This is a genomic window from Cupriavidus pauculus, assembly GCF_022179805.1.
Classification (GTDB): domain Bacteria; phylum Pseudomonadota; class Gammaproteobacteria; order Burkholderiales; family Burkholderiaceae; genus Cupriavidus; species Cupriavidus pauculus_E.
The window spans coordinates 49,682-68,620 of sequence record NZ_BPUO01000024.1 but is presented as its reverse complement, the minus strand read 5'-3'; the positions used below and the strand labels follow the sequence as shown (position 1 = coordinate 68,620).

15 protein-coding genes are annotated in these 18,939 nt (G+C 66.8%); 11 read left to right on the top strand and 4 right to left on the bottom strand.

What is annotated here, in order from left to right:
* Positions 1 to 150 precede the first annotated feature (150 nt).
* Positions 151 to 1,689 carry a class I adenylate-forming enzyme family protein gene (locus MFF62_RS29350; protein WP_238267340.1) on the bottom strand — a complete coding sequence of 513 codons (1,539 nt, stop codon included), beginning with the start codon at positions 1,687 to 1,689 and terminating at the stop codon, positions 151 to 153.
* Between the two features lie 153 nt (positions 1,690 to 1,842).
* Positions 1,843 to 2,805, bottom strand: a complete 963-nt coding sequence (locus tag MFF62_RS29345; protein ID WP_238267338.1) for a Bug family tripartite tricarboxylate transporter substrate binding protein — start codon at positions 2,803 to 2,805, stop codon at positions 1,843 to 1,845.
* 249 nt (positions 2,806 to 3,054) lie between these two features.
* Between MFF62_RS29345 and dkgB the strand changes: the two genes are divergently transcribed.
* The 8 genes from dkgB (at position 3,055) to MFF62_RS29305 (ending at position 14,181) form a co-directional block, all read left to right on the top strand.
* Positions 3,055 to 3,858 carry a 2,5-didehydrogluconate reductase DkgB gene (gene dkgB, locus MFF62_RS29340; protein ID WP_238267336.1) on the top strand — a complete coding sequence of 268 codons (804 nt, stop codon included), beginning with the start codon at positions 3,055 to 3,057 and terminating at the stop codon, positions 3,856 to 3,858.
* 187 nt (positions 3,859 to 4,045) lie between these two features.
* Entirely contained in the window at positions 4,046 to 5,860 is a 1,815-nt protein-coding gene (locus tag MFF62_RS29335; protein WP_238267328.1) for a tannase/feruloyl esterase family alpha/beta hydrolase, read from the top strand.
* 172 nt (positions 5,861 to 6,032) lie between these two features.
* Positions 6,033 to 7,190, top strand: coding sequence for an alkene reductase (locus tag MFF62_RS29330; protein ID WP_238267327.1), 1,158 nt, complete (start codon positions 6,033 to 6,035; stop codon positions 7,188 to 7,190).
* 137 nt (positions 7,191 to 7,327) lie between these two features.
* Positions 7,328 to 7,834 (top strand): auxiliary protein of the heavy metal cation-transporting efflux system HmyCBA, encoded by a 507-nt coding sequence (locus MFF62_RS29325; protein WP_238267326.1) that lies wholly within the window; start codon positions 7,328 to 7,330, stop codon positions 7,832 to 7,834.
* A 197-nt stretch (positions 7,835 to 8,031) separates the two neighbouring features.
* Positions 8,032 to 9,447 carry a TolC family protein gene (locus MFF62_RS29320; protein ID WP_238267325.1) on the top strand — a complete coding sequence of 472 codons (1,416 nt, stop codon included), beginning with the start codon at positions 8,032 to 8,034 and terminating at the stop codon, positions 9,445 to 9,447.
* Between the two features lie 2 nt (positions 9,448 to 9,449).
* A complete protein-coding gene (locus MFF62_RS29315; protein WP_238267324.1) occupies positions 9,450 to 10,607 on the top strand; it encodes an efflux RND transporter periplasmic adaptor subunit in 1,158 nt (385 codons plus the stop codon).
* Positions 10,608 to 10,613: 6 nt separating this feature from the next.
* On the top strand, positions 10,614 to 13,730 hold the full coding sequence (locus MFF62_RS29310) for an efflux RND transporter permease subunit (protein WP_238267321.1): 3,117 nt from the start codon (positions 10,614 to 10,616) through the stop codon (positions 13,728 to 13,730).
* A gap of 94 nt (positions 13,731 to 13,824) precedes the next feature.
* Entirely contained in the window at positions 13,825 to 14,181 is a 357-nt protein-coding gene (locus MFF62_RS29305; RefSeq protein WP_404990854.1) for a DUF2880 domain-containing protein, read from the top strand.
* Positions 14,182 to 14,202: 21 nt separating this feature from the next.
* On the opposite strand, the gene tehA is transcribed toward MFF62_RS29305, so the two are convergent.
* The gene (gene tehA, locus MFF62_RS29300) at positions 14,203 to 15,222 is read right to left on the bottom strand and encodes a dicarboxylate transporter/tellurite-resistance protein TehA (protein WP_238267309.1); all 1,020 of its coding nucleotides are present in this window, start codon (positions 15,220 to 15,222) and stop codon (positions 14,203 to 14,205) included.
* A 249-nt stretch (positions 15,223 to 15,471) separates the two neighbouring features.
* Here tehA and MFF62_RS29295 point away from each other — a divergent pair, with 249 nt between their 5' ends.
* Complete coding sequence (locus tag MFF62_RS29295) at positions 15,472 to 15,969, top strand: DUF1579 domain-containing protein (protein WP_238267301.1); 498 nt, start codon at positions 15,472 to 15,474, stop codon at positions 15,967 to 15,969.
* A gap of 40 nt (positions 15,970 to 16,009) precedes the next feature.
* On the opposite strand, the gene MFF62_RS29290 is transcribed toward MFF62_RS29295, so the two are convergent.
* Positions 16,010 to 16,333: a hypothetical protein gene (locus MFF62_RS29290; protein ID WP_238267299.1), complete on the bottom strand. Its 324-nt coding sequence runs from the start codon at positions 16,331 to 16,333 to the stop codon at positions 16,010 to 16,012.
* Between the two features lie 225 nt (positions 16,334 to 16,558).
* Between MFF62_RS29290 and imuA the strand changes: the two genes are divergently transcribed.
* Together imuA and MFF62_RS29280 are read left to right on the top strand one after the other, a co-directional pair.
* Entirely contained in the window at positions 16,559 to 17,431 is an 873-nt protein-coding gene (gene imuA, locus MFF62_RS29285; RefSeq protein ID WP_238267298.1) for a translesion DNA synthesis-associated protein ImuA, read from the top strand.
* Positions 17,364 to 18,935: a Y-family DNA polymerase gene (locus tag MFF62_RS29280; protein WP_238267355.1), complete on the top strand. Its 1,572-nt coding sequence runs from the start codon at positions 17,364 to 17,366 to the stop codon at positions 18,933 to 18,935. Before imuA ends, MFF62_RS29280 begins: the two co-directional genes overlap by 68 nt.
* Positions 18,936 to 18,939: the final 4 nt, after the last annotated feature.

Below are 18,939 nucleotides of genomic sequence, written 5' to 3'. Positions count from 1 at the left end.
GAACCAGTTTGCTATTCTCTATGAGGAACGCTTCACCCACCCCGCATCGCTGAGATAATGCTGGCTCACCGGCTAAGTTGACGGTGAGCCTTTAACTGCCCTGAACACAAAAACGCTGACAGGCCCGAAACATAGAGGCGAATTACGCCATCAAACCAACTCCAACTCCGCCATCATCCCGCGCAACATATGCTTGTGCAGCTTCCCGCTGGCCGTAGTCGGCACCGCCGCCACCCGCACAATCCTTGCCGGCCGCTTGTACGGTGACAACCGCTCGGCCAGGAAGGCATGCAATTCCTCGGCGTCGAAGGTCTCTCCCTCGCGCAGTTCAACAAACGCGATGATTTCCTCGTTGCCATCGGCCGTGGGGTTACCCACCACTGCCGACAGCCTCACCGACGGGTGTGTATTGATGACCGATTCCACCTCGATCGGATACACGCTGAAGCCAGAACGGATGATCAGGTCGCGCGTGCGGCCGACGATGTACAGCGCGCCGTCGGGGCCGAGCCGGCCGATGTCGCCGGTGTTGAGCCAGCCTTCCGGCCGTAGCGCTTCCTCGGTCTGAGCCGGCGCGCGATAGTAGCCGCGCATCACGCCAGGCCCTTTGACCCAGAGTTCGCCCGGCTCGCCTTGCGGCACGGTCTTGCCATCGGGGCCCACCACGCGCAGCTCGGCACCTTCGACGATCTCGCCTGCGGAGCAGTCGCTGCGCGGGCGATCCATGCGTGTAATGAACAGCGATCCCGCGTATTCGGTCATGCCGTAGCCGTGATGCAGCGGCTGGCCGAACACCGACTCGACGTTGCGCTTGAGCGTGGGTTCCAGTGGACCGCCGCCGGTGTACAGGTAGCGCAGGCGTTGCGGATGCAGCGTGGCCAGGCCCTGCTTTTGCAGATGCGCCAGGATGCGGCTGAACATGGCCGGCACGCCCTGCAGGATCGAGATCGCTTCGCGTTGCAGCGCGGCGCAGGCATCGGCCACATTGAAGCGTGCTACCAGGTACAGGCTGCCGCCGCCCTGGAACGTGGCCAGCAGCAGCGTGGCCAGGCCGAAGATGTGCGACATCGGCATGACCGCATAGGCGCAGTCGGCCGGGTTGATCCGGCGCGTCTCGGCCGTCACGCGCGCATAGTGCAGCAGGCCGCGGTGCGTGACCATCACCCCCTTGGGCTGGCCGGTCGTACCGGATGTATAGATCAGCGCGGCCACGTCGCGCGCCAGTTCCGGCGCTTCGCGCTGGCTGTCGGCGCTGGCGTCGGCCGCCATCAGCGGGCCCAGTCCGGGTGGGGCGATTTCGCGGGCACGGTAACGCAGGCCATGACGCAGCGCGTCGGGTGACGCGGCATGCGTGAACAGCATCAGCCGTGGCGTGCAGTGCGCGCGGATTTCCTCGATTTCTCGGGTCGTCAGCCGGGCATTGGTCACCACAGGCCAGGCGCCGAGTTCGGACAACGCGAAGACCAGCGTGATCAGGGCCAGGCAGTTCTCGCCGGTGATCATCACGCGGTCGCCGGTGCCTACGCCCTGTGTCTCCAGGTAGTGCCGCGTCAGCCCCACGCCGTCCCATAGCTGCGCGAAGGTAACTGTGCGCTCGCCTTCGTACACGGCCACGTTGTCAGGCGCGTGCTGCGCCCAGTAGCGGGGGATGTCGCTGATGCGATTCGCGCTGGCTTGGTCCTGCGGCATCTCGCTCAAATCCTTTGCAGATGGAAGTGGAACAGGTGAGGCCGGAGGCTGTCCGGCACGTCGAGTGTAGGGGCAGCGCGGGGCGCCGCGCAATTCGTCATCGGGAAACCCGCACTTCGCCGGACCGGAACAGGGGGCGACCCCCCGGGTGTCTTACTCCACCTCGATATTGGCCGCCTTGACGACGTTGCCCCACAGCGCCAGTTCCTTCTTGATGCGATTTTGCAGCGGGGCGGGGCCGGTGATGTTCAGGTCGTAGCCGCCGTCGGTCATGCGTGCGCGGAACGCGGGGTCTTGTCCCACGGTCTGCTGCGCCTTCACGAGCCGGTCGGTGACGTCGGCGGGCAGACCCTGCGGGCCGACCAGGCCGTACCAGCCGGTAAGGTCATATTGCTTGAGGCCCGATTCCACCAGCGTGGGCACGGTGGGCAGCGCGGCGTTGCGCGTCTTCGACGTGACGGCCAGCGCGCGTACCTTGCCGCCCTGGATATGGCCGATGGCGGTGCCGGTGATGTCGAACATGAAGGTGACCTTGCCGCTGATGACGTCGGCCATGGCCGGCGCGTTACCCTTGTAGGGCACGTGCAGCATCTTCACGCCGGTCATCTGGGCCAGCAGTTCGGCCGACAGGTGATTCGACGCGCCGATGCCGGCCGACCCGAAGCTCACGTCGCCGGGATGCTTGCGGGCATACGACACCAGCTCGTCGACGTTCTTGGCCGGAAAGTCTTTGTTGATCAGCAGCACGTTCGTGTAGTCGGTGATCAGACCCACGTAGCTGAAGTCCTGCGCCGGCTTGAAACTGACCGATTTCTGGATCAGCGGCGTCATGGTCATCGTGGGGCTGGCCACGAAGTAGAGCGTATAGCCGTCGGGCTTGGCGCTGGTGGTCATGCCGGCCGCGATGGCGCCGCTGGCGCCGGCACGGTTGTCGACGATCACCGGCTGCTTGAGCACGCGGCCCATGTAGTCCGCGTAGATGCGCGCGGCGGTGTCCACCGGGCCGCCCGGCGCGTAGCCCACCAGCAGCCGCACCGGGCGCGAGGGATAGGTGTCGGCCTGGGCCGCTCCGTTGGCCAGCGCCAGTAGCGCGCCGGCAAGCATGATTCGCAGCATCGTCGTCTCCTCCTGTTATCTGTCAGGTCTTGTTGGCGAGACTTTGCGGCACCCCCGCCGGCCAGGCAATTTGCATTTCTTTAAGGCGGGCTTAGTGGAAGCGATAGCGCGCCGCCAGGGCGCGGGGCGCCGGCCATTGTTGATTTCGTATCAACAGTCATTCGCCAATATGCGACTTAATCCGCAAAGGTGGCTGGGGCACACTGCGGTTTTCCTTGATTCCCAAGCCATCTCACAGGAGTTGACCCGATGAGCATCCCTTCGTTTGGCGTTGGCACGTTTCGCCTGACCGGCCAGGCCGCCGTGGATTCGGTGCGTCACGCACTGGACGTGGGCTACCGCGCCGTCGACACCGCGCAGATCTATAACAACGAAGCCGACGTGGGCGTGGCGCTGGAAGCCAGCGGCGTGAAGCGCGACGAGCTGTTCGTGACCACCAAGATCTGGACCGCCAACTACGCCGCCGACAAGCTCGTGCCGAGCCTGCGCGAAAGCCTGGCCAACCTGCGCACCGACTACGTCGACCTGACGCTGATCCACTGGCCCGCCCCGGACAACGGTGTATCGCTGCCCGAGTTCATGGGCGCGCTGGCCGAGGCCAAGTCGCGCGGCCTGACGCGCCAGATCGGCGTGTCGAACTTCAATATCGCGCTGACGCAGCAGGCCATCGATGTGGTGGGCCAGGGCGAGATCGCCACCAACCAGATCGAGCTGAGCCCGTATCTGCAGAGCCGCAAGCTCACGGCATTCCTGAAGGAACAGGGCATCGCGGTGACGTCGTACATGACGCTGGCCTACGGCAAGGTGCTGAAGGACCCCGTGCTGGCGCGCATCGCCGACAAGCACCAGGCCACCGTGGCCCAGGTGGCGCTGGCCTGGGCGCTGCAGTTGGGCTACGCGGTGATTCCGTCGTCCACGCGGCGCGAGAACCTGGCCAGCAACCTGCTGGCGCGCGACCTGAAGCTCGATGCCGATGACATGGCCGCGATTGCCGCGCTGGAACGCAACGGGCGCGAAGTCAGCCCCGCGGCGCTGGCGCCGGTGTGGGACTGATTCAAATAGAGCAGCATTGAGCCGTCGTCTCCAATAAGCGATCGGCAACGGAGGGTGCGTCACATTGCAACCGCGCGCGAGGCGGTTCCGCGCATCCTTCGTCTCGTCGGCAAGCGGCGCAGCGATAAAGCACGACGCCGACACTCTTTCATCGCCCACCGTGGCGGCGATCGTTCCAGGAGACAACATGAGAAATCGGCTTCGTGCCGGGCGGCTCGCGCACGCCCGTACCACGGCCACGTCAGTGCTGGCGTGGCTCACCTTGTGCGTGGTAACCGCTGGCCTGGCCGGCTGTGGCGGCGACGGGTCCAGTACCAGTTCCACCAGTAGTACCGGTTCCACTTCCACAGGCACGACCCCGGCGGCGCCCACTACGACGTTGCAGGTGGTGACGCCGGTGGTGGACTGCGCGAAGCTGGCATCGGTCGACCTGACCGACATTGGCGGCACGGGCAGCGCGATTGCTTCGGCCACGGTGACCACGGCCACCGTCAATGGTGCATCGGTGCAGTTCTGCACCATCAAGGGCACGCTGGCGCCGTCCAACACGTTCCAGGTGGCGCTGCCGGTCAGCACCTGGACGCAGCGCTTTGCGGAACTCGGCTGCGGCGGCCTGTGCGGCAACCTCAGCGACCCCAGCAAGCCCAGCTCGTTCAGCTTCAGCTACAACTGCCCGCTCGTGCAGCAGGGCGGCTTTGCCACGGCGGCCACCGACATGGGCCATACCGGCGCCGATGCCACGTGGTCCAGTGATCCGCAAAAGCAGGCCGATTTCGCCTATCGCGGCCAGCACATCACCACGCTCGCGGCCAAGAAGCTGATCCAGACGTACTACGGTCAGCCGCAGAAATACGCGTACTTCGTTGGCTGTTCCGATGGCGGACGCGAGGCGTTGATGGCCGCGCAGCGGTATCCGAACGACTACAACGGCATCATCGCCGGCGCGCCGGCTGCCCACTTCCAGACGCAGAACTCGCTGTACCACGGCTGGAACGTGGTATCGAACAGCACCACGGGCGATAACACCGGCAACGTCGTGCTGTATGCCGACAAAGCCAAGGTGCTGCACCAGGCCGTGGTCGCCGCTTGCGGCGGCACCAGCGGCGCACCCGACGGGCTGCTGGCCGACCCGCGCGTGTGCCATTTCAATCCGGTGTCGATCCAGTGTGCGGCGGGCGCCACCGACACGAGCCAGTGCCTGACGGCGGCCGAGGTCACCACGGCCAGCAAGATCTACAGCGGCCCCACCGACACCACCAACGGCAAGCGCATGCTGGCCGGCTCGCCGCAGTTCGGGTCCGAAGCCAGCTGGATCGGCGTGGAAGTGCCCAGCTCGAATTCGACGGACGCGGCCGTGCCCGTGACCGGCCTGTTCAGCAACATGATCGTGACCGGCGCGTACAACCTGATCTTCACGGGCACGCCGACCATGCCGAACATCAATACGTTTGGCTATCACGACGCCAACTTCTTCACCGACTACCTGCTGGCCAACCACTCGCTGAACGACGCCACCAACCCCGACCTGTCGGCGTTCCAGAAGGCGGGCGGCAAGCTGATCCTGTGGCATGGCTGGGCCGACCAGCACATCTCGCCGCTGTTCACGATTGCCTATTACGAGGCGATGCAGAACACCATGGGGTCCACCGCCGTCGATGCGTTCTCGCGGCTCTACCTCGTGCCGGGCGTCAGCCACTGCGGCGGCGGTGAAGGCAATCCCAATATCGACCTGGTATCGCGGATGACCGCTTGGGTGGAGCAGGGCAGCGCGCCCAGCGACGTGATGACCTACCAGACCGATGTCACCACCAGCGCGGTCACGGCGTCGCGGCCCGTCTATCCGTACCCGGCCGTGGCCAGGTACAAGGGATCGGGCGACTGGCGCGACGGCGCCAACTACACGCAGGGCGCCGCGCTGTACAACGTGGCCACCGCGCCGTGGGCCGGGTCCAGCTTCTACACGCCGTACACGGCCAAGACGCAGGGGGTGGCGGCGCCTTGACCGGGTTGCTGCAATAACCTGATGAAACGCGCCCGGCCTGCCCGGGCGCGTTTCATTGTTGATTGCATATCAAGAGTATTTCGTCGATTCACGGCTTAATCTGCAAACGACAAGGCGGCACACTGTGTCCATCGATCAACGAATGCCGATGGAACGCACACAGGAGTCCCCGATGAGCATTGCCCCGACCACCCCCGCCACCGCTACCAATTCCACCGATTCGCAGGCGCCGCTGTTCCAGCCCTACACGCTGGGCGCCCTGGCTCTGCCGAACCGTATCGTCATGCCGCCGATGACGCGCTCGCGCGCCAGCCAGCCCGGCGACGTGGCCAACGACCTGATGGCGCAGTACTACGCGCAACGTGCCGGCGCCGGCCTGATCGTGGCTGAAGGCACTTGGATCTCGCCGCTAGGCAAGGGCTACGCCTGGACGCCCGGCATCCACACGGCCGAGCAGGTGGCCGGCTGGCGCAAGGTGACCGATGCCGTGCACGCAGCCGGCGGCCGCATCTTCGCGCAGCTCTGGCACGTGGGGCGCCTCAGCCATACCAGCCTGCTGGGCGGACAGGCGCCGGTGTCGTCGTCGGCAATCCAGGCCAAGGGCGTCAACGTGTTCGTGGCCGACCACGATGGCACGCCGGGCTTTGTGCAAGCGTCGCAGCCACGCGTGCTGACCGTGCCGGAAATCCACGCCATCGTCGACGAGTACCGCCAGGCTGCACGCAACGCCATGGCGGCCGGTTTCGACGGCGTGGAGCTGCACGCGGCCAATGGCTACCTGGTCAACCAGTTCATCGACTCCGAGGCCAACGACCGGACCGACCAGTACGGCGGCTCGCTCGACAACCGGCTGCGCTTCCTGGAGGAAGTGGCCCAGGCGCTGGTGGAAGGCACGGGCAGCGGGCAGCGCGTGGGCATCCGCCTGGCGCCGCTGACCACGCTGAACGGCTGCGTCGATGCCGACCCGGAAACCACCTACACGGCGGCGGCCGAGCGGCTGGGCCGCATCGGCGTGGGCTACCTGCACATTGCCGAAGCCGACTGGGAAGATGCGCCGCACATGCCGATGGCATTCAAGCAGCGCCTGCGTGCCGTGTATCCGGGCACGCTGATCTATGCCGGCAAGTACTCGGCCGAGCGTGCCAATGTGGCGCTGAGCGAGGGCTGGGCCGACCTGATCGCGTTTGGCCGCCCGTTCGTGGCCAACCCGGACCTGCCGGCACGGCTGCAGGCCGGCGCCACGCTGACCCCGCATGATCGGAACACGCTGTTCGGCGGTGGGGCGCAGGGACTGATCGACTATCCCGTTATGGACGCCAAGGCAGCCTGATCGTCCCCCGAACGGGGGATCGAACGAGAGGCAGACGGGGAGGCGTGGGCGCCAGCCTGCACTTCCCCGGCGCGGCATTTGCGGCACGCGACGGAACTCATAGTAGTTTTCCTAGTCAATTGTTGCGTTCGGTTACAATGCTGTACCGCAGCAAGCGCCACCCGGCATTGTCTGCAATTGTCTGCGTCGTCCGTTATCGCGCCCCCATCTTGTTACGTTTCGTTCTCTTCCTGCTGACTGCCCTGAGCCTGTCCGCGCTGTCCTTTTCGGCAGCGGCGAACGTGCGCGCGGCCGCGCCGAAGGTGGAGACTGCCGTGCCAGCCTCGGCCGTAGCGGAAGCGCCCGACTACGCGAAGCTGGCCACCGGTGACGATCTGGCGCAGCTCGTGCTGCCCGGAGACCCCGATTTCGGCGCAGACGACGAAATCGTCGACGACGGCCCGCCTCCGGGCTACTGCAATATCTGGTCAGCCGACCTGCTCGACCCGCTCGATCTGTATGACGCGGTCGACGAAACCAGCGCGCTATTCGTGCTGCCCGACTTCAAACTCGCCGAGTCCGTCAGCGACCGGTTTGTCGCGCCCATCGCGCGCAGCAGTTTCGAATCCGAAGGCCTGTTCCGGCCGCCTAATCGCCTCGCCTGATCTCCAGGCGTCCGCCACGACCTTCTAGCGTCTGGCGGAGCGCTTTCCTTGCCTTTGCGCCCCCGATGTGACCGCGACCGCCATGTGTCGCGGCCAGTTGCGTTTGCCGCCCGCCATCCGTTGACCTGAAACGTCGCCGGGTGGCGGCGCGGGTGTCGTGGGTTGCCGGGCAGCCGTACCGTTTTGACCATTCCGACATGAAGACCAAGAAAACGTTGACCTGGGTCGCGTCGCTGTCGTTCGTGGCGGCACCGGCCTGGGCCGCCCAGCCCGTGCCGGCCAGCGCCGTCGCGAAGCAGGCCGAGGCCGGGACGCCGAACAAGGCCGGCAAGATGCCGTCCACGACGCCCGCCACGATGCTGGCCGCCAAGCCCATGCCGCGCGCCACCACGTCCGCCGCCGAAACCTTCGAACTGCCCCAGTTGCTGGAGCTTGCCCAGTCCACCAACAAAGGGGTGGATGCCGCGCAAGCCAATGTGGACGCCGCCAGCGCCGCCATCAACACCGCGCGTGCGTATCCGAACCCGCAGGTCGAAGTGATGTATGGACGCCTGCATGGCAAGGAAGCCGGCGTGCCCAGCGGCAACGCGCCGTCGTACGCCGTGGTGCAGAAGTTCGACTATCCGAACCAGCGCAACCTGCGCGAGCAGATGGCCGGCCGTGGCCTGGAAGCGTCCGAGGCCCAGCGCCAGACCTTCCGTGCCGAACTGGCCGCGCGGGTGAAGACGTCCTATTTCCAGGTGCTGCGCCGTGAAACCGAACTGGCCGCCGCGCGCGAGGACCTGAACCTGATGCGCCAGATCCAGGAGCGCGCCAAGGTGCGCGTGGATGTGGGCGAGGCGCCGCGCTACGAGTTGATCAAGGCCGACACCGAACTGCTGGCCGCGCAGAAGACGCTGCAGACCGCCGAGCTGCGCGTGGAGCAGTCCAAGGCCGCGCTGCGTCAGCAGGTGGGCGGCGCCATGCCGCCGCGCTTCGCGCTGGCGGGCAGCCTGGCCAATACGCCTGACGTGCCGAACCTGGCCCTGCTGCGCGACACCATGCAGGCCAACAACGCCGAACTGAGCCAGCGGCGCAGTGAGCTGGAGCGCGCCCGCCTGGGTGTGGACTACCAGAAGTCGTTGCGTTGGCCCGAGGTCTCGCTGCGTGCCAGCACCGACCGCCAGCCGGACAACAACGTCTCGCAGATCGGCCTGGTGATGACGATCCCGCTGTGGGACCGCCGCCGCGGCCCGGTGGGCGAAGCCACCGCGCAGGCCACGCAGGCGCGCACGGCGCTGGAGGCGCGCGAGTTCGAACTCGCGCAGGAACTGGATACCGCATACCAGCAGTACGAGATCACGCAGGCCCAGGTCACGGCGCTCGAATCGGGCATCGTGCGCGAGGCCGAATCGGCGCTCGGCGTGGCGGAAGCCGCCTACCGCTTTGGCGAGCGCGGCATTCTCGACTACCTGGACGCGCAGCGCGTGCTGCGCAATGCGCGCGCCGAACTGATCAACGCACAGTACGAGATGCAGGTCGCCGCCATCCAGATTGAAAAGCTCACGTCGGCCACGCCTGGCGCCCCCGTCGGCCCCATGCCCTCCCGGCCCGTCTATCCGAATCCGAACTGAACATGCGTCCCTCTCATTCCCTGCTTTCCATTGCTGCCGCAGTCGTGATGGCGATATCGCTGGCCGGCTGCTCCAAGGAACCCGAAGCCGTTGCCGAGGCGCCCAAGATGCCGCCCGGCGTGGTCAAGCCTGAAGAAAACCTGCAGAAGACCCTCAAGGTCGCCCCGATCAACACGTCCCCGTTCAGCGAGATGCTGCGCGTGTCCGGCCGCATCGATTTCGATGAACAGCGCGTGTCGCGCATCGGTGCCACAGTCACCGGCCGCGTGACCGATCTCTACGCCATCCTGGGCCAGGAAGTGAAGGCCGGCCAGGTGCTGGCACGGCTGCACAGCAGCGAACTTGGCGCCGCGCAGATGGCGTTCCTGAAGGCCGAGGCGCAGAACGACCTGCAGGCCCGCAACGCCGAACGCGCGCGCCAGTTGTTCGACGCCGACGTGATCGGCCGCGCCGAACTACAGCGCCGCCAGAGCGAGTACGCGATTGCCGCCGCCGAAATGCGCGCCTATCGCGACCAGCTTCGCGTGCTGGGCATGTCGGCACAAGCCATCTCGACGCTGGCCAGGAACGGCAGCATCGATTCGTATTCGCCGGTGTTCTCCAGCATCAGCGGCACGGTGGTGGAGCGCAACGTGGCCCAGGGCCAGGTGGTGCAGCCGGCCGATGCGCTGTACACGGTGGCCGACCTGTCGCGCGTATGGGTGGTGGCCGAGGTGCCCGAGCAGCAGGCCGCGCAGGTGGGCGAGGGCCAGAACGTGGATATCGAGGTGCCGTCGCTGATGAACAACAACGGCCGCATCACGGGCAAGCTGATCTACGTGGGCCGTACCGTCAACCCGCAGTCGCGCACGGTGCTGGTTCGTACCGAACTGGAGAACAAGGAAGGGCGCCTGAAGCCCGCCATGCTTGCCAGCATGCTGATTGCCGGCAAGCCCATCGACACGCTGGTGGTGCCGGGGTCCGCCGTGGTGCGCGAAGGCAACGACGAGTCGGTCTACGTGGAAACCGCGCCCGGCCAGTATCGCCTGACCAAGGTGAAGCTGGGTTCCGAGAGCGACGGCATGCGCGTGGTGCAAAGCGGTATCAAGGCGGGCGACCGCGTGGTCGTGGAGGGCGCGTTCCACCTCGACAACGAGCGCAAGCGCCTGGAACAGGGGTAAGCCGCCATGATTACATCGCTTGTTGAAGCCGCGATCAAGCAGCGGCTGGTGGTGTGCGTGGTGGCAGTGGTGCTGTTCTTCTTCGGCCTGCGCGCCGCAGGCAAGCTGTCGGTCGATGCATTCCCGGACGTGACCAACGTCCAGGTGCAGATCGCCACGGAAGCCACCGGACGCTCGCCCGAGGAAGTGGAGCGCTTTGTCACCGTGCCCATCGAAATGTCGATGACGGGCCTGCCCGGACTCGAGGAAATGCGCTCGCTGAACAAGGCCGGCCTGTCGCTGATCACGCTCGTGTTCACCGACAAGACCGACGTGTACTTTGCGCGGCAGCTCGTCATGGAGCGGCTGATCGAAGTGTCCGGCCGCATGCCCGAGGGCGTGACGCCCGTGCTGGGGCCGGTGTCTACCGGCCTGGGCGAGGTGTACCAGTACACGCTGGACCGCACCGACGACGGCGACCGCGAACTGACGCAGGAGGAACTGGCCGAGCGGCGCATCGCGCAGGACTGGGTGGTGCGTCCGCTGCTGCGCTCGATTCCGGGCGTGGCCGAGATCAACTCGCAGGGCGGCTTCGTGCGGCAGTACCAGGCACTGGTGAACCCCGAGCGCATGCGCCACTACGAGGTCAGCATCCAGCAGGTGTACCAGGCGCTGGCGCGCAACAACGCCAACTCGGGCGGCGGCGTGCTGCCGCACTACGCCGAGCAGTACCTGATTCGCGGCGTGGGCCTGGCCAAGGGCGTGGACGACATCGGCAGCATCGTGCTCAAGGAAGTGAACGGTACGCCGGTCTACATCCGCGACGTGGCGCAGGTCACGATTGGCCATGAGGTGCGCCAGGGCGCGGTGGTCAAGAACGGCCAGACCGAGGCCGTGGGCGGCATCGTGATGATGATGCGTGCCGGCAACGCCAAGGAGGTGGTGAGCCGGGTCAAGGCACGCGTGGCCGAGATCAACGACAAGGGCATGATCCCGGGCGGCCTGCAGATCGTGCCGTACTACGACCGCAGCGAACTGGTGGACGCCGCGCTGTGGACCGTGACCAAGGTGCTGCTCGAAGGCGTGGTGCTGGTGGTGATTGTGCTGTTCCTGTTCCTGGGGGACGTGCGCTCGTCGGTCATCGTGCTGGCCACGCTGGTGCTGACGCCACTGCTGACGTTCATGGTGATGAACAGGATGGGGCTGTCGGCCAACCTGATGTCGCTGGGCGGGCTGGCCATCGCCATCGGGTTGATGGTGGACGGGTCCGTGGTGGTGGTGGAGAACGCGTTCGAGCGGCTGGGCCATGCCGAGAAATCGGGCCTGACGCGTACCGAGGTGCTGGTCAAGGCCGTGCAGGAAGTGGCCACGCCGGTGATCGTCGGGGTGGGCATCATCATCCTGGTGTTCCTGCCGCTGATGACGCTGCAGGGCATGGAAGGCAAGATGTTCGCGCCGCTGGCCATCACCATCTCGATTGCACTGGCGATTTCGCTGTTTCTGTCGCTCACGTTGTCGCCGGTGCTGTCGGCATACCTGCTCAAGGGCGGCGCCGAGCACGACACGCGCGTGATCGCCTTCATGAAGCGCCACTACCTGCGCATGCTGCACTGGTCGCTGCTCAACAGCAAGAAGACGGTGCTGGCGGCGGTGGGCCTGTTCGTGGCCACGGTGCTGATCGTGCCGATGCTTGGTACGTCGTTCATTCCGGAAATGAAGGAAGGATCGATCGTGCCCGCGCTGGACCGCGTGCCGAACATCTCGCTGGAGGAATCGATCAAGCTGGAGCGTCAGGCCAACAAGCTGGTGCTGGAAGTGCCTGGCGTGAAGTCGGTGGTATCGGGCGTGGGTCGTGGCGAAAGCCCGGCTGACCCGCAGGGCCAGAACGAATCGACGCCGATTGCCAGCCTGAAGGACCGCGACGAGTGGCCCGACGGCTGGACGCAGGACGATATCGCCAACGCCATCCGCGACAAGCTCAAGGCCATTCCGGGCGTGCAGATCGTGATGGCGCAGCCGATCTCTGACCGCGTGGACGAGATGGTCAGCGGCGTGCGTTCCGACATCGCCGTGAAGATCTTCGGCGACGACCTGGACAAGTTGCGCGAGCTGGCGGGCGAGATCGCACGTGTGGCCGGCGGCATCAAGGGGTCGCAGGACATCCGGATCGAGCGGATCTCGGGCCAGCAATACCTGTCGATCGAAATCGACCGCCAGGCGATTGCGCGGTACGGGCTGAACGTGTCGGACATCCACGACATCATCGAGATCGCCATCGGCGGCAAGCGCGCCACGGACATCTTCGAGGGCGAGCGCCGCTTTGCGGCGGCGGTGCGCCTGCCGGAAGAGTTCCGCAACAACGTGCAGTCCATCCGCCAGTTGCTGGTGCAGGCGCCTGACGGCGTGCAGGTGCCGCTGCAGAGCGTGGCCAAGATCGAGGTCAGCGATGGCCCCGCGCAGATCAGCCGCGAAATGGGCAAGCGTCGTGTGGTGGTGATGATCAACGTGAAGGATCGTGACCTGGGCGGCTTCGTGGCCGAGCTGCAGTCGGCCACCGAAAGCAAGGTCAAGCTGCCGGAGGGCTACTACTACGAGTGGGGCGGCCAGTTCCAGAACATGGAGCGCGCCATGGGCCACCTGAAGCTAATCGTGCCTATCACCATCGCCGCGATTTTCTTCCTGCTGTTCCTCCTGTTCAACTCGCTGCGCTTTGCCACGCTGATCATCACGGTGCTGCCGTTTGCATCGATCGGCGGCATCATCGGGCTGTTTGTCACCGGCGAATACCTGTCGGTGCCGGCGTCGGTGGGCTTTATCGCCCTATGGGGCATGGCGGTGCTGAACGGGGTGGTGCTGGTGTCGTACATCCGCACGCTGCGCGAGCAGGGCATGTCGCTGCGCAACGCCGTGGTGCGCGGCGCCACGCAGCGTTTCCGCCCGGTGATGATGACCGCGACCATCGCCATGCTGGGCCTGGTGCCGTTCCTGTTCTCGTCGGGACCGGGCTCCGAGGTGCAGCGCCCGCTGGCTGTGGTGGTGATCGGCGGGCTGATCACGTCGACGCTGCTGACGCTGGTCATGGTGCCCACGCTGTACCGCTGGTTCGACGACCGCAAGCCGGATAGCCGGGACATGTCGGTGTAATCGTCCCGCAGACCAGCCGCAGTACAATGGCAGCCGGCCGGCATGCAACGCGCGTGCCGGCCGTTTTCATTTGGAGTTCTCCGTGACAACACATATGCGCCGCAAGCTCGTGGTGTCTATCGCCCTGGTGATGTCGTTGGCATCGCCGCTGGTTGCGTCGGCCGCCGACGCCTCCGTCAACGTCGAACTGGGCCAGCGTGGCGGCCGGCCCGAGGCCCCCGAGGCGCCGCTGGCCTGCATGCAGGCCGTGAAGGCCAAGCTGCCGAATCCCGATCAGTTCCGCTGGACCGGCAGCAACACGCGCCGTGTAGCGGAAGACGTCTACAGCGTGGTGGGCAGCATCGAGTTCGTGAACCAGGCCGGCGAGGCGCGCAAGGGCGATGCCCAGTGCGACGTCATGCGCGCACCGGGCAACCAGTTCATCGTGCCGAAGATCCGGCTGCCGCAGTAAGCAGGCCGCCGGATTCTGGCGTCAGGCCGTTTCGGCAGCCGGTGACGGTGCCGGAATTTGCGCCGGCGCCGGGGCGGCCGTGGTGGGCAGCAGGTTGCCGCGCAACGCCAGCACCACCGTCTTCCAGATCAGCAGGCCGATGATCGCGTTTGCTGCGATAAACAATCCGAATGCCACGCCTTGCATGTCGCCGGCACCGCGCGTGACCATGCGTATGGCCATGCCGGGCAGCGCGGCCACGCCGAAGCTGAAGGCCCAGTAGCTCGGCGAGAACCGTTGCGTGCCGATCCACGGCAGCAACCGCAGCATCACCAGCGCCTGGTACAGGCCATATCCCAGCAGCACATACGCGAACAGGTCGGGCTGCCCCTGCGTCAGCGCCATGTAGGCGGTGCCGCCCACCACCGGCGGCGCGATCTGGATGCCCAGCAGCGCACGGCGTGCCTCGGGCAGCGGGGCGTTGACCGCCGCGCGATTCAAAATCATCGATTCGATGGCAATCCACGACAGCAGGCTGGCGCCGAACAGCAGCATGCCCACGCTATGCCATCCGAACAGCATGGCCGTGGTGGCGCCCACGAAACCCGGGGCGACGGCCGGCAGGTAGGCGGCGGGCGTCAGGGTTTCGGGCCGGATGCCACCTTGCCAGAGCCGGCCGTGCAGCGTGGCGCCCAGCACGAGCTGGCCGACCGTGGCGCCAATGAACAGCACAATAGCCACATGCGGCGCATACGGATGGATCAGTTGCGTGGCCAGTAGCGTGGATGTGGGAATCAGCGCCGCGAACGACGACTGCACGGGGTCGGCCATCTCGGCGCGGGCGGCATCGGGGGCCACGCGCCACTTGCGGACATAAGCGACCAGCAACGCCATCCAGATTGCCAGGCCCAGCCACGCCAGCACGGTGGCCGGCAGGGTGGGCAGCGCCCAGACATTTACGGCGCCGCGCCAGGCGTTGGCCAGCGCCAGCGGGCCAACGGCCATGCCGAAGAACGACAGGGGAATGTTTCTGGAGGGGGAAGCTGGGGTGGGGGCGCCCATGGTCTGCTCGCAATCAAATGTTCGTTGATGCATCAGATAGTACGCGGACACGGGTGGCGTTGCTGACGCATGCGGCTCAACGTCTTGCTCGTTCGTCTCGACGTGGCGGAGGCGATCATTAAATTTCTGTCATCCGGCCAGTTCAATGTGGACATTGGCAGCATCGTCACCTACGATTTGTGTACGCTGTACACAAGACGGCAGCAAGAGTCGAATGATGCACCCGAAACATCAACAGGAGACGTCCGCATGAATACCGAAACCACAAACGAACATCGCTGGTTGCACAAGCTGGTTGGCAATTGGATGGCCGAAGGCGAGGCGCAGATGGGCCCCGATGCCCCCGCCGAGAAGTGGAAGATTCCCGAGCAGGTGGGCAAGATCGGTGACGCCTGGGTACAGACCCGGTCGGAAGGCGATTTCCCCGGTTGCGGCCCGGCCGTCACGGTCATGACGCTGGGCTACGACCCGGCCCGCAAGCATTTCGTGGGGACGTTCATCGGGTCGATGATGACCCATATGTGGGTCTACGAAGGCGACCTCGAAGCCGACGGCAAGACGCTGACGCTGCGCGCCGATGGCCCGGCATTCACGCCGGACGGCAAGATCCAGGAAGGGAAGATGGCCAGGTATCGCGATGTGATCGCGTTCCAGGACGACGACAACCGCACGCTCACGTCGTTTGTGCAGGGCGATGACGGGTCATGGACCCAGATCATGCAGGCCAGCTATCGCCGCCAGAAGTAACCGTGGTGGCGCTACCCGCCCCCCTCGACGATGACCCGGTTCAGGCGCGATCGAGTTCGCTGCTGTTCCACCATGCTTCCAGCAACGGCTGGAAGCGGTCGTCCGGGGCGGGGGCGACGCGGGTGCTCTTGCGGGCTGGCGGCAGTTCGCGGCCGGTCATCTGGTAGAAGACCGCGGCCGGCGGGGTGCCGGGGCCGTAGGGCACATGGTCGATCACGCTCATCTGCCGCGCGGCTTTCAGCGCGCGCGTGGTCTCCTCGGCGGTAAGGCCGCAGGCGTCGGCCAACGCGTCACGGCGCAGGGGACCGTGGCGTTGCAACCCTTCCATCAGCAGATGCACGCATTCGCGCGTATTCCTTTTCATGCCGTGCATTTTTCCGCACTGCCTGACACTTCACAATGACACTTGACACTTGTTTGCATTCGTCCGGCCGCAACTGTGGCAAGCGCGCAAATTTCGCCTCAAAAGCGCTGGATCCGGCACCCGTGCTGCGTACCCCTTGCGTCGGCATCGATACTGTATAAACATACAGTACTCGACAAATTCTTATGTCCGCGCCCCACCGCAGCGCGACACCGACTTGCCAAAATGACTGCCGCTCCGCATGTGCAGCCGCCGCTCCTGACGGAGGACCATGCGTCCCCATCCGCCGCGCACCGTGAATCGGTGCGCGAACTCGAACAGCGATATCCCGGCCTGTGGCGCGCGGGGCAACTGGGCCGTGCCGGCCGGTTGCCCGTGTGCCCCACCGGCTACGACGCGCTGACCGCAGAGTTGCCGGGCGGTGGCTGGCCGGCCGGCGCCGTGACCGAACTGCTGCTGGCGCAGGACGGCGCGGGAGAACTGCGGCTGCTGATGCCGGCGCTGCGCATGCTGGCCGCCGCCGGCCGGCGCGTGGGCCTGGTCAATCCACCGTGCCTGCCCAATGCCGGCGCGCTGGCGGGGGCTTTGGAGGCAGGCCGCCTGCCCGCGCGGCAGTTGTACTGGGTGCGTCCGCCCGTGGCCGCCACGATGGCGTCGCAGCGGTCCGACATGCTGTGGGCCGCCGAGCAGATGCTGCGCAGCCAGGCGTTCGGGGCGGTGCTGATCTGGCTGGCCAGCGCGCGGCCCGAGGCGCTGCGGCGCCTGCAGGTGCTGGCGCAGGCCGGCGATACCGTGGTGTGGGTGCTGCGCCCGATGCGCGTGCTGCACGATGCGTCGCCGGCGGTGCTGCGGCTGGCGCTGTCGCCCCAGCCCGGCAATCTGATGTCGATCGTCTTCCACAAGCGGCGCGGCCCGGTGCGCGACACCCCGCTGCTCCTGCCGCTCGAAGGCATGTCCCACGTGCCACAGCGCGCGGGCGTGCCAGCCATTCCCACGCCCGCCATGCCCGCGGGTACCGATCATGTTGCCGATGACGTACTGGATCGCGGTGCATCTGCCGCGCCTGCCGCTGGACGCGCTGCAGCCGAGCTGGCCTGAGCCCGCCGGCGCATCGCCCGCCCACGGCACCGGTACGCTGCGGCAGTTGCCGGTGGCGGTGGTCGCGCACGAGCGCGTGGTGCTGGCCAATGGCCCGGCCATGGCGCTGGGCGTGTGCTACGGCATGCGGCGCGGCGGCGTGCAGGCGCTGTCGGCCGACGTGGTGCAACTGGATCGCGACCCGGCCGCCGAGGCGGACCTGGTGACATCGGTGGCGCTGACGCTGCTGCACTTCACGCCGGCCGTGACGATCGATGCCGAACCCGAATCGGCCACGGTGATGCTCGACGTCACGGCCAGCCTGCGCCTGTTTGGCGGGCATCGCGCGCTGTGCCGCGCCGTTCGCACACGCGTGCGGCAACTGGGCACGTTTGCGCAGATCGGCAGCGGCACCACGGCGCAGGGCGCGGCATGGCTGGCGCGCCAGCCGTTGCGCAAGACGCCGCGCGGCATCGTCAGGCCCGCACGTCGCGCGGTCCAGCAGGCGCGCATGGTGCGCCTGCTGGACCGGCTGTCCGTGGAATGCCTGCAGGCGTACACCGATCCGGAATGGCTCGAAGGCATCGGTTGCCGCACGCTGGCGGAGGTACGGGGCCTGCCGCGCGCGGGGCTGTCGCGCCGCATCGGCACCGAACTGCTGGCACGGCTGGACCAGGCCTATGGCAAGACGCCATCCGGCTTTGCGTGGTTCGAGGCGCCGCCCACGTTTGCGCAGCGCATGGACCTGCCGGGCCGCATCGAATCGGCCGAAGGCGTGCTGGCCGGCGCGCAGCGGCTACTGCTGGCGCTGTCCGGCTGGCTGGCGGCGCAGCAGGCCGGTGTCACGCGCTGCGTGCTGGTGCTGGAACACGAACGGTACCGGCTGGGCGAGGACACCGACACCACGGCGGTGCCGCTGGCCCTGGCGCAGCCGAGCCGCGATGCCGTGCATCTGTCGAAGCTGTTGCGCGAGAAGCTCGACAAGGTGCGCTTTCATGCGCCAGTGGGCGGGCTGGGCCTGCGCGTGGAGGCCATGGAAGCCTGCGTGCCGCAGAGCGATTCACTGTTTCCCGAACCTGGCGCCGAACCCGCCGAACTGGGCCGGCTGCTCGATACGCTGGTGGCCCGCCTGGGCCGCGACAACGTGCTGCAGCCGCAGCCGCTGGCCGACCATCGCCCCGAGCGCGCCAACCAGTGGTGTCCGGTGGGCGACGTCGCCGCGCGTGCGTCGGCCCCGGGCGCGTTGCCGCCGGAGCGCCCGCTGTGGCTGCTGGAAGCACCGCAGCCGCTGCGCGTGGAAAAGCATCGGCCCGTGTACCAGGGGCCGCTGGTCATGCTGACGCGCACCGAGCGCATCGAGGCCGGCTGGTGGGACGGCGGCCTGGCCACGCGCGACTATTTCATTGCCGAACGCGCCGACGGGTTGCGCTGCTGGGTCTATCGCGAACGCCCCGGCCGCCCCACGCGCGACGGGCAGGAAGACGGCGGCGAATACCGCTGGTTCCTGCACGGGCTGTTCGCCTGAGAGA

Excerpts from the sequence above, each read along its gene's own strand:
- MFF62_RS29350 (WP_238267340.1), bottom strand. The coding sequence starts at position 1,689 with ATGCCGCAGGACCAAGCCAGCGCGAATCGCATCAGCGACATCCCCCGC.
- MFF62_RS29345 (WP_238267338.1), bottom strand. The coding sequence starts at position 2,805 with ATGCTGCGAATCATGCTTGCCGGCGCGCTACTGGCGCTGGCCAACGGA.
- dkgB (WP_238267336.1), top strand. The coding sequence starts at position 3,055 with ATGAGCATCCCTTCGTTTGGCGTTGGCACGTTTCGCCTGACCGGCCAG.
- MFF62_RS29335 (WP_238267328.1), top strand. The coding sequence starts at position 4,046 with ATGAGAAATCGGCTTCGTGCCGGGCGGCTCGCGCACGCCCGTACCACG.
- MFF62_RS29330 (WP_238267327.1), top strand. The coding sequence starts at position 6,033 with ATGAGCATTGCCCCGACCACCCCCGCCACCGCTACCAATTCCACCGAT.
- MFF62_RS29325 (WP_238267326.1), top strand. The coding sequence starts at position 7,328 with ATGCTGTACCGCAGCAAGCGCCACCCGGCATTGTCTGCAATTGTCTGC.
- MFF62_RS29320 (WP_238267325.1), top strand. The coding sequence starts at position 8,032 with ATGAAGACCAAGAAAACGTTGACCTGGGTCGCGTCGCTGTCGTTCGTG.
- MFF62_RS29315 (WP_238267324.1), top strand. The coding sequence starts at position 9,450 with ATGCGTCCCTCTCATTCCCTGCTTTCCATTGCTGCCGCAGTCGTGATG.
- MFF62_RS29310 (WP_238267321.1), top strand. The coding sequence starts at position 10,614 with ATGATTACATCGCTTGTTGAAGCCGCGATCAAGCAGCGGCTGGTGGTG.
- MFF62_RS29305 (WP_404990854.1), top strand. The coding sequence starts at position 13,825 with ATGCGCCGCAAGCTCGTGGTGTCTATCGCCCTGGTGATGTCGTTGGCA.
- tehA (WP_238267309.1), bottom strand. The coding sequence starts at position 15,222 with ATGGGCGCCCCCACCCCAGCTTCCCCCTCCAGAAACATTCCCCTGTCG.
- MFF62_RS29295 (WP_238267301.1), top strand. The coding sequence starts at position 15,472 with ATGAATACCGAAACCACAAACGAACATCGCTGGTTGCACAAGCTGGTT.
- MFF62_RS29290 (WP_238267299.1), bottom strand. The coding sequence starts at position 16,333 with ATGAAAAGGAATACGCGCGAATGCGTGCATCTGCTGATGGAAGGGTTG.
- imuA (WP_238267298.1), top strand. The coding sequence starts at position 16,559 with ATGACTGCCGCTCCGCATGTGCAGCCGCCGCTCCTGACGGAGGACCAT.
- MFF62_RS29280 (WP_238267355.1), top strand. The coding sequence starts at position 17,364 with ATGACGTACTGGATCGCGGTGCATCTGCCGCGCCTGCCGCTGGACGCG.